9 protein-coding genes are annotated in these 13,993 nt (G+C 56.8%); 3 read left to right on the top strand and 6 right to left on the bottom strand.

The annotated features are described in order from the left end of the window. Positions 1 to 2: 2 nt before the first annotated feature. On the top strand, positions 3 to 656 hold the full coding sequence (gene pcp, locus MJ923_RS19610; RefSeq protein WP_240592535.1) for a pyroglutamyl-peptidase I: 654 nt from the start codon (positions 3 to 5) through the stop codon (positions 654 to 656). Next, the gene (locus MJ923_RS19605) at positions 656 to 1,057 is read left to right on the top strand and encodes an NUDIX hydrolase (RefSeq protein WP_240592534.1); all 402 of its coding nucleotides are present in this window, start codon (positions 656 to 658) and stop codon (positions 1,055 to 1,057) included. The genes pcp and MJ923_RS19605 overlap by 1 nt, the downstream gene beginning before the upstream one ends. A 208-nt stretch (positions 1,058 to 1,265) precedes the next feature. Here the strand turns inward: MJ923_RS19605 and MJ923_RS19600 are convergent, their stop codons facing one another. The 3 genes from MJ923_RS19600 to MJ923_RS19590 are packed head-to-tail and all read right to left on the bottom strand — an operon-like array spanning position 1,266 to position 5,939. Further along, the gene (locus tag MJ923_RS19600; RefSeq protein ID WP_240592533.1) at positions 1,266 to 3,866 is read right to left on the bottom strand and encodes a family 20 glycosylhydrolase; all 2,601 of its coding nucleotides are present in this window, start codon (positions 3,864 to 3,866) and stop codon (positions 1,266 to 1,268) included. Then, entirely contained in the window at positions 3,847 to 4,731 is an 885-nt protein-coding gene (locus tag MJ923_RS19595) for an ROK family protein (protein WP_240592532.1), read from the bottom strand. The genes MJ923_RS19600 and MJ923_RS19595 overlap by 20 nt, the downstream gene beginning before the upstream one ends. Further along, the gene (locus MJ923_RS19590; RefSeq protein ID WP_240592531.1) at positions 4,731 to 5,939 is read right to left on the bottom strand and encodes an MFS transporter; all 1,209 of its coding nucleotides are present in this window, start codon (positions 5,937 to 5,939) and stop codon (positions 4,731 to 4,733) included. Before MJ923_RS19590 ends, MJ923_RS19595 begins: the two co-directional genes overlap by 1 nt. Before the next feature lie 235 nt (positions 5,940 to 6,174). On the opposite strand from MJ923_RS19590, the gene MJ923_RS19585 reads away from it, so the two are divergent. Then, positions 6,175 to 7,041, top strand: a complete 867-nt coding sequence (locus MJ923_RS19585; protein WP_126168868.1) for a helix-turn-helix domain-containing protein — start codon at positions 6,175 to 6,177, stop codon at positions 7,039 to 7,041. Positions 7,042 to 7,052: 11 nt separating this feature from the next. Here MJ923_RS19585 and MJ923_RS19580 read toward each other — a convergent pair whose 3' ends face one another. From MJ923_RS19580 to gyrB, 3 genes are all read right to left on the bottom strand, one after another. Further along, positions 7,053 to 8,510 (bottom strand): tryptophan halogenase family protein, encoded by a 1,458-nt coding sequence (locus tag MJ923_RS19580; RefSeq protein ID WP_240592530.1) that lies wholly within the window; start codon positions 8,508 to 8,510, stop codon positions 7,053 to 7,055. Between the two features lie 73 nt (positions 8,511 to 8,583). Beyond that, on the bottom strand, positions 8,584 to 11,232 hold the full coding sequence (locus MJ923_RS19575; RefSeq protein WP_240592529.1) for a TonB-dependent receptor: 2,649 nt from the start codon (positions 11,230 to 11,232) through the stop codon (positions 8,584 to 8,586). A 256-nt stretch (positions 11,233 to 11,488) separates the two neighbouring features. After that, a complete protein-coding gene (gyrB, locus tag MJ923_RS19570; RefSeq protein ID WP_240592528.1) occupies positions 11,489 to 13,906 on the bottom strand; it encodes a DNA topoisomerase (ATP-hydrolyzing) subunit B in 2,418 nt (805 codons plus the stop codon). Positions 13,907 to 13,993: the final 87 nt, after the last annotated feature.

Here is a 13,993-nt window from a genome sequence, read left to right as displayed (position 1 = left end):
TTATGAAACCCGTGCCACTGATTTTGCTCACCGGATTTGAACCCTTTGGCGGCGAGGTAATTAACCCATCCTGGGAGGCAGTAAAAAACCTCGATGGCGAGCTAATCTGCCGCCACAGGATCAAGGCCATCAAACTGCCCTGCGTGTTTCACGATGCGCTCAGCCAGCTAACCGAGGCCATCGATTACCACCAGCCAGCGCTGGTGCTCTGTGTTGGCCAGGCTAGCGGACGCAGTGAGCTGACCCTTGAGCGTATTGGCATCAATATCGACGATGCCAGAATTGCCGATAATCGCGGCCAGCAACCCATCGATGAACCCGTGATAGCCGATGGTCCGGCGGCCTACTTTGCCACCCTGCCCATCAAGGCCATGGTGCGCGACCTGCGCGAAGCCGGGATACCTGCGGCCGTGTCCAACACCGCCGGCACCTTTGTCTGCAACCATGTGCTCTATGGCATGCTGCATCAGTTGAGCCAAACCCCTGAATGCCGCGGCGGCTTTTTGCATATTCCGCTGGCACCCGAACAAGCCTCAGGGCTGCCGGGCACGCCATCAATGGCGCTGGAAACCGTTATCCACGGCCTGCGACTGATGCTGGCCACAGCCGTAACAACAGCCACCGACATCCACGAGAGCGCCGGGCTGACCCACTGATGGCCTTCAACGATACCTTCCGTTTGAGCTGCCACGCAGTGATCACCAATGATGGAGGTAAGGTGCTACTGCTCAAAGCGAACTACGGCAACTATCAATGGGGGCTTCCAGGCGGCGCACTGGAGCCCGGCGAAACCATACATCAGGCTCTGATACGCGAATGCCTTGAAGAACTGGGGCAAGTGGTGGAAATCCAATGTCTCACTGGCGTGTATTTTCACTCGGCTTATAACTCACAGGCCTTCATCTTTCGCGCCCACTTAGCTCAGCCCAACATAGTGCTTAGCACCGAACACGACGAGTACGGCTTCTTTGAAATAGAGAGCCTCTCAACCGTGCAGCAGCGCCGCGTACGCGAATGTCTAGACTTTAATGGCCAGGTTCAAAGCGCCGCATTTTAAGCACCAGCGTGGTTACGCTCCCTTGCGATGCTGAGGTGCAATTTCTTAAATGAACGCATCGAATCATGAGTCATCCAAACATTGGTGAAATTATTCCTTCAATTAACAAGCCATTGCGAGCGGTGGCTAAATTCTGTCCAATGAAACATAAAAAAGGGAAAGCACAGCTTTCCCTTTTGACTCATTCATCCCCTGAGGCTTATGTGCCTTACAGCCGTAGCTGTTCACTGCGGGAGCGGCGCTTGCCGTCGGCACCTATCGCCCGCGCCTCGACGTTTTTCCCACTGACAGCTACGGGTGCGGTCCATGGTTGCCAGTCGCCACCATCGAGCCGATATTCCAGCCTGGTGCCCGGGTAAGGGTGATTCAGGTGTAATTGCGCCGGGGCCGCATTCACGCCCGGTTCAATTTTAATACCCGGCAGCGCGATGCGATAGAAAATACCCGCCTTCTCCAGCTTGGCGAACTCACGCTGACCAAGGGCATTGGCGAAGCCTTGCCAATCACGACTTCTTGCCTGCTGACGAGCCTTGTCAAAGTAGCTGGTTTCACGGCTGAAATGACGGCCGCTTTGATACTCAAGCTCCCAATCCGCTTTGCGCCAGGCGCGTTCGGCCAGCGCCAGCATCCGCGGGTAAACCATGTATTCCGCCATGGCATCGCTGCGGATCATCTCGCTCCATAGCTGGCCTTGCAGCCCCGCCGCCTTTTTGCCCGGCAACAAGGGCTCTTTATCATCGGCGCGATAGACCTGGCCGCGAACGTCGGTCCAGAACTCTGCATGGGCAGGCAGATTGTCCGGCATAAAGCTGAACACCTTAAAACTGTCCAGCGCCCGGGTCGCCCAGTGGTTACCGGTTTCCTCCGGGTGGCTCACATAGGGGAAGTCGAAGTAAGTAACCTGCGGGGTGGAAATCACCACCTGCCAGCCCAAATTCATCTGCCGGTGAGCGACCTGATGCCCCTCTTCTGCCAGCAGGCTCCAGGCATTGGATTGGACCTCGCGCGGCATCAGCTCGGGGCGGGTTTCTCCCATGCCATCGTTCCAGCCGGCCACCTGGATATTGCGCTTGGCCAGCATGGCGCTCACCTTCTCAATAAAGTAACCATTGAGGCTGTGGATTTGCGGCTCTTTTGCTCTTAGCGCCTGACAGGCCGGTGACTCAACCCAGGCTCCGGCAGTTTCATCGGCGCCGATATGATACAGCGACAGAGGTACGCCCTCGGCGCTGTGCATGGCCGCAATCTCATCCACCACCTTGCCAACAAAACGGTAAGTCGACTCAAGACACACATTCAAGGTGTTGTCCCTGTAGTACTGAATCGATTGGTATTGGGTGGTATCGGTAAATTCGGTCAGCAGATACTCGCTGGCCTCAGCGTCCTTTGCCGATGCCATCAGGCGCCGATAACGGGCCTCCATGGCCTGAATCGCCGCCCGTGAATGCCCCGGCATATCCAGCGAGGGAATGAGCTGGATATGGTGCGCGGTGGCCAGGCGCAGCAGGCGCCGATAATCAGCCACACTCAGGTAACCATCCACCTGTGACGAGCCGCTGATGCCACTGCCAAGCTGGGGCAGCAAACAGCGGTTTTCATCCAAATCGAAACAGCGGCGACCGCCTATTTCAGTGAGCTCCGGCAGCCCGGGGATCTCCAGCCGCCAGCCTTCATCATCGGCCAAATGCAGATGCAGTTTGTTGAGCTTGTAAGCGCCCATCTGCACTATCAAACGCTCAAGAAACGCCAGCGAGTGGAAGTTACGCGCCAAATCCACGTGCATGCCGCGAAAGGCGTAGCGCGGGCTGTCGTTAATACTTACCAATGGCAGTTTGCCTTCTGCAGGTGCAATCAAACCCGCCAGGCTTTGCAGGCCATAAAAGAGCCCGGCCTCACCGTCGCCTTCAAGGCGAATACCCGAGGCCTCGATATCGAGCCGATAGCCCTCAGGACTTACAGGCCTGGCACTATCAGCTGCCATGAGGGACACCACCAGCGGCACGCCGGTTGGCGATGGTTTAAACCCCAGCGACGCCAGCCGCGACAGCGCTGCGTCCATGGCGGCTGACATCCGGGCTGCCTCATCGGCGCTGGCGGCCTCAAGCTTGAGCCTAAAGCCGCTGGCGATGGCAATGCCTTCCCCCGAATGAGCCTTCATCTGCACCGGCATAGGGATAAGCGCAGGCGTTTGTGATGCTAAAGCCTGCTCGCCATCAAGGCTCGCCAGCCCAGCGTAATAGTCATACAACCACTCGCCGTCAGCCAGCGGGGTCTTGTCGCGTTCATCAAGCAGAAATTGGGCGGCAGAATCAAACGGCGCCAGATACGGCTGCCGCTCAAGGCCGGTTTCGGGATCATGTTGCAACTGAGTGCTGGCAATCACCTTGGCCTCACCGACCGCCAGCAATACAAAATTCGGCATAAATTCAGAGCGGGTGATTTGTGAGCCCTTGCTGTAAAAACTCACCCTGTGGCCCTGCCCAGCTTTCAGGCCGTTAAAACCGGGCCCCGGGCTTAACTGATGCAAATCACCGTTGATATGGCGAATAACAAACTCGTCGCCCTCTACCTGATACACGGGGGTGAGCTGGCTGAAGTAGATTGACCAGTCGTTTGCTGCCACCTCATTTGGCGAGGTCAATGTCACGCTGGAGAGGTAGCAGCGGCGCTGTGCAGCCGGACAGTGCTTGGCCGCACTGTCTTCGAGCCGATATTGAACACTCAGGGTGTCGGCGGATGGCGCAGCGTACACACTCACACTCAAGCATAAGCCCGCGCCCAGGCAGAAATCAGGCCACAGCCATTTCATGGTTGCTATCTCCTTTATATTGGAAAAACCAGTGGGCAGCGCCAATCAGCGCCGCATTGGCCTCGGTTGAAGCACGAATGCTCAGGCCCTCGAGGCGACTGACATCGGCGCGTTCAGCAAGCCGCTGCCACAGCGCGTCGTTAAACAGCGCAAAGGCCTGGCTGACCGAGCCACCCAGCACAATTTCAGCCGGATCGTAGGCCAGCAGTGTCTGATAAATCAGCTCAGCCAGATGCTCGCCAAAACGCTGAAACAGCACCAGCGCATCTGTGTCCCCCGCCAGCGCCCGTGCCCGCACCTGCTCACCAGGACAATGGGCAAAGCGGCGGAAAAACTGCCCCGAGCAGTAGTGTTCCATAATGCCATCGAGATAGGGAAAGCAGCCAATTTCCCCCGCAGCGCAGTGCTTGCCCGAATACAGGCGTCCATCAAACACCACACCGGCGCCCACCCCAGTGCCCAGAGTAATGCCGAGTAAATTACGCTTGTTGCCGAGCACCGACTCACCGAGGGCGAACAGGTTGGCATCGTTATTCAAACTCACCGGCAGCTGAAAACGCGCTTCGAGGTCGGCAGCCAGTGGCTTGCCAATCAGGCACGGCAGGTTCATCACCTCCAGCAAGGTACCGTTTTGCAGCGATACTGTGCCCGGCACACCAATCGCAATGCCCCGAACAGATCCATCAAGCTGCGGCTCAATGGCCTGGTTCAGAAACTGCAGCATTCCGGCATAGTCGGCCTGCTGCGGCACAGGCAATCGGGTAATGGCCGTAACCGCATCGGTTTGAGTCGCATGCTTATCGGGGTAAGCCACCCGGCCAATGGCAAGCTTGGTGCCGCCCAAATCCAAACACAGCACACTCATCACGCTTGCTCCCCGGCCGATTGACCACCAAGCAGGGTACGGTTTCGCACCAGCGGCGTGGCGCTCAGACCAACCCAGGCAATATAGCCAAGGGGCAGCAGCAACACCATCAGTCCCAGCCTCAGGCTGACAAACCACTCAGCAACCAGCCCAATCAACGGCGAAATCAGGGCGCCGCCTATGATGCCGGTACAGAGAATACCGGCAAATGCGCCGTGATCCTCCGCCCGCGAGTTGAGTGCCAGCGAGAAGATCACCGACCACAGAATAGAAATAAAGAAGCCAACCAATGGGAAACAAAGTACAGCCAGTTGGCTTCCGCCCCAGACAGCGAGCAAGAACGCAGTCGTTGCCCCCAGGGAAAACAAAATCAGTAGTTTCTGGCTGTCCACCAGCTTGAGCAGCAGCAAGCCCAGCACGCAGCCAAGGGTCATATAGAGCCAGAAGTCGCTCACCACAGAGGCGCCCACAGCCACGCTGTCGAGTCCGTGGTAGTGCTCGAGGAACACAGAAATGGCATTAGCTACCCCTTGCTCCAGCGCCACGTAAGCGACAATGGCGAAAAAGAATTTACGCACAGTGGCATCGGCAAACAGCGCCTTGTGTTTGTGCCAGCTGCCGACCCGCTCATCCTGCACCCGTACTACCCGGCTGATGGACAAAAACCAAGTCAGGCATTGCATCAGCACGGCCACCAACGCAAACAGGGCATACATCCCCAGCCAGGCCATGGTGTCGGGGTTATCGGTCACCAATTGCTGATAGATAAGCGGTGTCAGGGTGGCGGCGCCGCCGAATGCCAGCTGGGCTGCCACCGAGAAAAAAGCAAAGTGCTCCGGGCCCGCGGCCTGACGCAGCAGCGGATTAATCGCCACCTGCAGCAGGCTCATACCAGCCCCGATACAAAACAGACTGACCATGGCCACAGTAAAGCTGGGATACAAATAAAACCCGCTGGCGCCCACAAAGGCGAGGCCGAATGCCAATAACATCACCCGCTTTTCACCCTGCGCTTCCACCAGCATACCGGCAGGAATCGACATCACCCCGTAGGCGATAAAAAAGGCGAAGGGAAACAGCCCAGCCAGGCTCAGGCCAATGTTATAACTGTCAATCAGCGCAGGGAAAATTGGCCCCATGCTGTTGGTTATCAGTGAGATCACAAAAAAGGTGATCAGGGCATACAGCACTATCCATCGGTTATTCACGGTCAGCTCCTCTGTGGGATTTCAAGCTATTGTGACCGCAGGCATTCGCCACCGGTGATACCCCTGCCACCGGTATCGGTACTTTTCACGCACCCGAAACCGGCGCCGGCGCGGCAATTGCGATAGAAAAGTATCAAGCGTACAGAATCCGGTATTACCGAAAAGGCGAATGGACAGCACAATGGAGTTGGGCTTTCATAGCCATCCCCCTGCGAAAACAAAGGAGTTCAAAGGAATGAAGCCCTTATGTGAAAAAGTCATCCCGGATGAAAACAGTTCCTGGCGTTTTGGGCGTTACGATTGGCTGGAGATGGAATTCAACTGGCACTATCACCCCGAATATGAAATCTGCCTGACGCTGGGGGGCCGCGGGCTGCGCTATATGGGCGATCATATTGGTCGCTATGGCGAGTGGGATCTGGTGCTCATCGGCCCGGATATGCCCCACGCCTGGCAGTCTGAGCTCAGTGGTATCGAGCAGCGGGTGTATGTAGCGCAGCTGCCTGCCAGCTGGTTGCATCAGCAGCTGGCCGATCAGCCCGAGTTTGCCGCGCTGGCACCGCTGTTGAATCAGGCTGGCCGGGGGCTGAAATTCAGTGAAGCCAACGCCAAAGCCGCCCTGCCGCTATTTGAAGCCATGGAACAGGCCACCCCACTCAGAAGGCTGATCCTGCTGCTGGAATTGCTGCAACTTATGCTAACCGACCGCAGCGCCCACGCGCTTTCCAGTACCCTGTATGCCAATAACAGCAAGCAGGAATACGCGGTGAAAAAGCTCGACCGGGTGATTGAGTACATCTACGAAAACTACACCACTGAACTGAGCGCAGGTGAGCTGGCCAAGCTGGCCCATATGAGCACCAACCATTTTCATCGTTTCTTCAAACAGCGAACCGAAAAAACCCTCACCGAGTTCATCAATCAGCTGCGGATTGCCAAGGCCTGCAAGCTGCTGATCACCCAACACAGCCCGATTTCGGCCATCAGCGACCAATGTGGCTTCAACAACCTGTCCAACTTCAACCGGCGCTTTTTGCAGATAAAAGGTATTCAGCCCAGCCTTTTCCGCCAGCGCTTTCGCGGCAAGTCAGTGCCCATTTAACGCCGGACTGACTAACCGGCTTTGGCGGTAAAAAACTGCTGCATCAGGCACTGACTGAACGCCGATGCCGCCGCGCGCAAGTCTGCCGCCGGAGGCTGGTATGGCATGACCAGTTGGGGATTTCTGTCATCCAGCCCTGCCAGCAGCGCATACCAACTGGGCCTGAAATAGGCCAGTTTGCTATCATGCTGATGTAAAAAGGCATCCAGATCCCCGCCCGCTCGCCACACGGTGAGCAGCTCGCTGAGCAAGGGCCCTGCCGGTGTTTGGCTGGCCGTCTGCCAGAATTCACTGTCCCGGCGCCGCGCACACAGATAATGGGCCTGAATGTAGTCCACAATGCCATCCATCAGGGTTCGCCAAGCCTGATTAAAGGCCTGTTGACGGCTTGCCAGTGGCGTATCCAGCGTCTCCTGTTGCAGGTACTGCTCCAGGGTATGCTGGGTCACCATCAAGGATGTAGCTTCCAGCGGCTCCACAAATCCCTGCGCCAGGCCGATGGCAAGCACATTGCCTTGCCAGCAGCGGCTGCGCACGCCAACTTTCATCGACAAGTGTTTTACTGCTACATCGGGCGTCAGCCCCAGGCGCGCCCTGAGCCTGAAGGCCGCTTCATCGGCGCTCAAGTGAGCCGAGCTGTAGACATAGCCATTGCCGGTACGACTGGCCAGCGGAATTTGCCAAAGCCAGCCAGCTTCCAGCGCCTCGGCCCGGGTGAACGGCATGCCGGACACAGCCTCAGTGGCCACGGTCACGGCGCTGTCGCATAACAGCTTGTCTGCCAGGGATTCAAACGGCACCTGCAGCGCATCGCCAATCAGCAGCGCCGCAAAGCCGCTGGCATCGATAAAACGGCTGGCATCCAGACGCGGACCGTCGGAAAGGCTCACCCCGGCCAGTGTATCCGCATCCTGCCTGTGCACCTGCACCACCTCGGCGGCAATACGCTGCACACCAGCGCTTTCGGCCACCCGACGCAGCAGCGCCGCCAGTTTGGCAGCATCGAAGTGATAGCCGTATTCCAGTGGTGCCGGCAGCGGCTTTGCCGCGATTGGATCTACACCCGCTCTGGCAAGCCTTGCGGCAATGAAATACTCATCCGGGCCGGTCCAGGGGCCACGGCCACGACGCCTGGCGTTGGCGCCAAGGTAAAATACCTCTGCCGCCTTAAGATCCATCGGGCTTAGGAAGGGGTGAAAGTAGCGCTGCTCATCACCACCCCAGTTACCGAAATCGATGCCGGTTTTAAAGCTGGCATCGCACTCGGGCATCCACTGTGACTCCGCCAGCCCCAACGTCGCCATCAGCCGGCCAAAGTGCGGCGTAGAGCCTTCGCCAACACCTATGGTGCCAATCCGTTCCGATTCCACCAGCGCAATACGCCACTGGGGCCGCAAACGACTGCAAAGTGCCGCCGCCATCCACCCGGCGCTGCCACCGCCCACAATCAGCAAGTCGAACTGCTGCATCCTGTCCTCCAACCAAGGCCTTTTCCAAACACAAAGAGCCGATACAGGATCGGCTCTTTTCGTTGGCTCAGATTCAGAAGCGGTAAGCCGCTCCCAGGAAGTAGCGCGAACCAAACTCGATGGTGTTTTGGGTCAGACCGTAGTTCACGTCATAGGACTGAACCACTTCGTTGGTCAGGTTGACACCTTCGAGGCTGATATCGAGGTTTTCCATGGCATGCCAGATGATAGAGGCATCGACCTGCTGATAGCTGTCGTTGAGCACGTTCTGCACGCTGCCTACGCCAATGTACTCAGAGCGCCAGTTGTAGGCGACACGGGTACTGATGTAGTCGTTCTCAAAAAACACCGTGGTGTTGAAGGTGTCTTCCGACACGCCCGGCACCATTTGGGTGGTTCCATCCGGAGTCTGGGTTTCGCTGTCGACATAGGTGTAGTTGGCAATAAAACCAAAGCCATTGTCGAAGTTGTGCTGCAGCTGCAGCTCCAGACCCAGCACCTCACCATCGCCGCCACTCTGTGGCTTGGTTACCCGGCACTTGCTCCACTCAGGTTCGCTGGCACCACAGCCCTGCACGTATTCCACGGTTTGGGTGTTGAACACCATGTTGCTGATATCTTTGTAGAACAGTGCCGCAGACGCCATGGACGACTCAGTAAAGTACCACTCGATACCCAAGTCAGCCTGGTTTGCCTCGTAAGGCTTGAGGAAGGGGTTACCGCCGCTGGCCGAGCCAAAGCTGGCTTCGATGGCCAGACCCGGGTTCAGATCGCTGTAGTTAACTCTGGACATGACGCTGGATGCCGCAGCACGCAGAATAAGGTCATCATTCAGGTCATAGGCAAAGTTGATGCTTGGCAGCCAGTTGTCATAGCTGGCATCTTCCTCGAACGGAGAAATCTCGCCGCCGTTGCGGGTAAAGCCCGATGAGGTCTGGCTGGTATCCACATAACGCAGGCCCATGTTACCGCGGAAGTTTTCACCGCTGAAATCGGCCTGAACATAGAGCGCCAGCATGTCCTCAGACACGGTAAAGGTGTTGCCATAGTTAGCCACTTCCACCAGCTCGCCATTGGCATATTTGTCGCTGATAAAGGCCCACCACTTGTCGGCATCCAGATAGGCGTACGAGTTCAGGGTATGGCCGCTACTTTGGCTGTGCAGGCCGCTGAATACACCACCGCTCCAGTTGGAGAAGTTGCCGTTGGGCACAAAACCAATCACTTCAGAGGGGTTACGGTTAAAGGCAACCCGCTCGAAGTCGCTGCTGTTGTACTTCACGCCCACATCCAGCTTGTTAAAGAAGTCACCATCCAGCGGCAGGCTCAGATCCAGCTGGGCATAACGCACATCGTGGTCCTGTACTGTGGTTTCGTAGTTGGCTTCCTGGGCAAACTTAAGCTCGCTGGCATTGGTGGCATCCAGGCTGGTCAGCCACACCTGATAAGGTCCGGTGGCATCGTAGCTGAAGCCGCCATCGGTGCCGCCCTGACCATCGGGGAAGGCCGGGTCGCCAATGCGGTCGCCATCGTCTGTCGCCGGGATCCACCAGCTGGACGCGCCGCCCTGGGTGCCGCCTTCAGAAGTGGAACGGCCAATCACGCCTGATAAATCAAAGCCATCGCCACTGTACTTGCCCGACAGGTTAAGCACGTCCGATTCCATGTTCACCGCTTGGCGCACCACAGGGTTGTAAATGATGGAGGCATAGCCCGGCGCAATGGTGGCCTGGGCGGTACCGCCCTGAGCGTTGTTCACCACGTTGGATGAACCGGCGCCGCGGGCACCTATGGTGAGGAAGTTGTGGTTTACATGGGGGTTATCCAGCTCGAAGCGGAAGTAGTCCAGGCTGAACTCCAGCGCGTCAGTGGGGGCAAATTGCAGCGTCAGCTGAGCACTGCTGCGCTCACGCTCGGCCTTGTAAACCTGAGAGCCAATACCCCAGGCGCCGACGGTAGATTCCTGCCCGGTGGCTGCATCCTCGGCAAAGTACTCGTAATAGCCAGAGAGCGACTCGATCACATGGCGACCATCGACAATTTCTTCCACCGAGTAAGCGGCCAGCACACCCCAACGGGCATCTTCATCTTTCCAGCTGCCGAGGAAAGAGTAGCTGGGCTTGGTGTCATCGTAGAGGCTGCTTTGGGACGCTTCAGCCGACACCTGATAAGTATGGGCATCCAGCTCCAGCGGCTTGCGGGTTTTCAGGTTAACAGTACCACCGAGCGCGCCTTCTTCCATGGCGGCTTCCGGCGTCTTGAACACTTCAACTCCGGCGACCTGTTCGGCAGACAGCAGTTCCATATTAAAGGTACGGCTGGCTGGGCCAAGGTCATACCAAGAGGTGCTGGCAACTGTCTGACCGTTCAGCAGAATGCGGGTGTGCTCAGGGGCGGTACCGCGAATGGTTACGCCGCTTACTTCACCGTATTGGCGATCCACCGACACGCCGGATATGCGCTGCAGCGCGTCACCTATGTTCTTATCAGGGAACTTGCCGATGTCCTCTGCCGTTACTGCATCCACCACGGCATTGGCAAAGCGCTTGGTGTTCATCGACGCTTCCACCGAGCGGCGAATACCACGTACTTCAATCACTTCCACATTGGCGTTGGCTGCTTCGGCCTCCCCGGTTTCGGCTGCATGCACCTGGGTGCCCGCCAATGCCTGAGCCACACAAACGGCCAGGAGGGAGGTTTTAAATATCCGCTGATTTAACATGTCCTTGCTTCCCTGTTGTTATGGGTGTTGTTTTTTTCTTCAGGCTAACTTACAGGGATAGCCAAGCCTTGGGCGGTACTATTCATCCCGGCATTGGTATTTTTCTCTGCTATTTGACACCCGGATGACAGCGTTGTTGCGGCGAGATGGCACTCAGATAACCACATAAAAAGTGGCTGTTTTATAAGAAGTTATACGAAAGGGTTAATAAAAAAGGGAAAGCAGCTGCTTTCCCTTTTTGTTCCAAACCGAATACTTACACGTCCAGGTTGGCCACGTTGAGGGCGTTGGCCTCGATGAAGTCGCGGCGCGGTTCAACCTGATCGCCCATCAGGGTGGTGAACAGCTGGTCTGCAGCGATGGCATCTTCAATGGTTACCTGCAGCATACGGCGGCTTTCAGGATCCATGGTGGTTTCCCACAGCTGCTCTGGGTTCATCTCACCCAGACCCTTATAGCGCTGGATGTAGAGGCCGCGCTTGGACTCGCCCACCAGCCAGTCGAGGGCTTCGATAAAGCTGGTCACCGGCTTTACTTTCTCACCGCGCTGTACGTAGCCACCTTCTTCAATCAGGCCATCGAGGGCGTTGGCCAGAGCGCCAAGCTTGCGATAGTCGCTGGACTGGAAGAAGTCGTAGCTGAACAGATACTCATGGTCGATACCGTGGCGACGCAGGGTCACCTTAGGTACGTACACCTGACGCTCTGGGTCGTGTTCGGCCACGGCGTTGTATAGTACGCCGCTGCTTTCACGCTCAACCAGATCGGCCACAAAGGCATCACACCAGGCCTGTACCTTGGCCTGGTCGGCCAGCATGTCGTTGCTCAGCACTGGGTGGTAGAGCATACGATCGGTCAGCACTTCCGGATAACGTAGATCCAGACGGGCGATGATGCCTTCCACTTCGCGGTACTGATTCACCAGTTTTTCCAGTGGCTCGCCGCTCATGCCGGGAGCGCCCTGTGATGGGTGAATAGAAGCGCCGTCGAGTGCACCTGTGGTCAGGAACTCGGTCAGGGCCGGATCGTCCTTCAGGTACTGCTCGTGCTTACCCTTTTTCACCTTGTACAGTGGTGGCTGGGCGATATACACGTAGCCGCGCTCAATCAGCTCAGGCATCTGACGGAAGAAGAAGGTCAGCAGCAGGGTACGAATGTGAGAACCGTCCACGTCAGCATCCGTCATGATGATGATGTAGTGGTAGCGGGTCTTTTCCGGGTCGTACTCGTCGCGGCCGATACCACAGCCCAGGGCGGTGATAAGGGTCGCCACTTCCTGAGAAGACAGCATCTTGTCGAAACGGGCTTTTTCTACGTTAAGGATTTTACCCTTCAGTGGCAGAATCGCCTGGTTTTTACGGTTTCGGCCTTGTTTGGCAGAGCCACCGGCCGAATCACCCTCCACTATGTAGATTTCGGAGAGTCCGGGATCTTTTTCCTGACAGTCAGCCAACTTACCTGGCAGACCACCGAGGTCCAACGCGCCTTTACGGCGGGTCATTTCACGGGCCTTACGGGCCGCTTCACGGGCTCGGGCCGCGTCGATGATCTTGCCAACAATCAGCTTGGCATCACCTGGGTTTTCCAGCAGGTAATCACCGAGCTTCTCACCCATTGTCTGCTCTACCGCACTTTTTACTTCACTGGATACCAGCTTGTCTTTGGTCTGGGAGCTGAACTTGGGATCAGGCACCTTCACCGAAATAACGGCGGTCAGGCCTTCGCGGGCGTCGTCACCGGTGGCGTTGGTCTTGTTCTTCTTGTTGTAACCCTCAGCTTCCATATAGTTGTTGAGGTTACGGGTCAGCGCGCCGCGGAAACCGGCAAGGTGGGTACCACCATCACGCTGGGGAATGTTGTTGGTAAAGCAGTAGATGTTTTCCTGGAAACCATCGTTCCACTGCATGGCCACTTCCACTGTGATACCGTCTTCGCGCTCTTGGGCGAAGTGGAAGATGTCCTTGTTTACCGGGGTCTTGTTGCGGTTCAGGTACTCAACGAACGCACTGATACCACCTTCATATTTGAAGAATTCATCTTTGTTGTCGCGCTCGTCAACCAGACGAATACCCACACCTGAGTTCAGGAACGACAGCTCACGCACACGCTTGGCGAGAATATCGAAATGGAACAGGGTGTCGGAGAAGGTTTCTTCGCTTGGCCAAAAACGTACTTCGGTACCGGTTTTGGTGGCATCACCAACAACCTTGATAGGCGCATCAGGTACACCGTGGGTGTAGAACTGCTCGTGTACCTTGCCGTCACGACGAATGGTCAGTTGCAGCTTTTTGGACAGGGCGTTTACCACAGACACACCCACACCGTGCAGACCGCCTGACACCTTGTAGGAGTTGTCGTCGAACTTACCGCCGGCGTGCAGCACTGTCATGATCACCTCGGCGGCAGACACGCCTTCTTCCGGGTGAATTGCCACAGGAATACCACGGCCATCGTCTTTTACCGATACTGAGCCATCCACGTGAATGGTGATGGTGATTTCACTGCAGTGACCGGCAAGCGCCTCGTCGATAGAGTTATCGACGACTTCAAATACCATGTGATGCAGACCCGTACCATCGTCGGTGTCACCAATGTACATCCCTGGTCTTTTGCGTACTGCATCAAGGCCCTTAAGTACCTTAATACTCGACGAATCGTAAGTATTCTCTGACATATTTCTCTCTCGTCGGTTATGGAAGGGGCAAAATAAGTCCCAAAAAGCACTGCGACGGCACCACGGACTGCCCCGCCTGTGCCGCAC

Source organism: Shewanella zhuhaiensis, assembly GCF_022484835.1.
Classification (GTDB): Bacteria; Pseudomonadota; Gammaproteobacteria; order Enterobacterales; family Shewanellaceae; genus Shewanella; species Shewanella khirikhana.
Note: the sequence above shows the minus strand (reverse complement) of the source record. Positions and strands in the feature narration are given on the sequence as shown.

Bases quoted from the DNA above. Each gene is read 5' to 3' on its own strand.
- MJ923_RS19605 (WP_240592534.1), top strand. From the start codon at position 656: ATGGCCTTCAACGATACCTTCCGTTTGAGCTGCCACGCAGTGATCACC.
- MJ923_RS19585 (WP_126168868.1), top strand. From the start codon at position 6,175: ATGAAGCCCTTATGTGAAAAAGTCATCCCGGATGAAAACAGTTCCTGG.
- MJ923_RS19600 (WP_240592533.1), bottom strand. From the start codon at position 3,866: ATGAAATGGCTGTGGCCTGATTTCTGCCTGGGCGCGGGCTTATGCTTG.
- gyrB (WP_240592528.1), bottom strand. From the start codon at position 13,906: ATGTCAGAGAATACTTACGATTCGTCGAGTATTAAGGTACTTAAGGGC.
- MJ923_RS19575 (WP_240592529.1), bottom strand. From the start codon at position 11,232: ATGTTAAATCAGCGGATATTTAAAACCTCCCTCCTGGCCGTTTGTGTG.
- MJ923_RS19580 (WP_240592530.1), bottom strand. From the start codon at position 8,510: ATGCAGCAGTTCGACTTGCTGATTGTGGGCGGTGGCAGCGCCGGGTGG.
- pcp (WP_240592535.1), top strand. From the start codon at position 3: ATGAAACCCGTGCCACTGATTTTGCTCACCGGATTTGAACCCTTTGGC.
- MJ923_RS19595 (WP_240592532.1), bottom strand. From the start codon at position 4,731: ATGAGTGTGCTGTGTTTGGATTTGGGCGGCACCAAGCTTGCCATTGGC.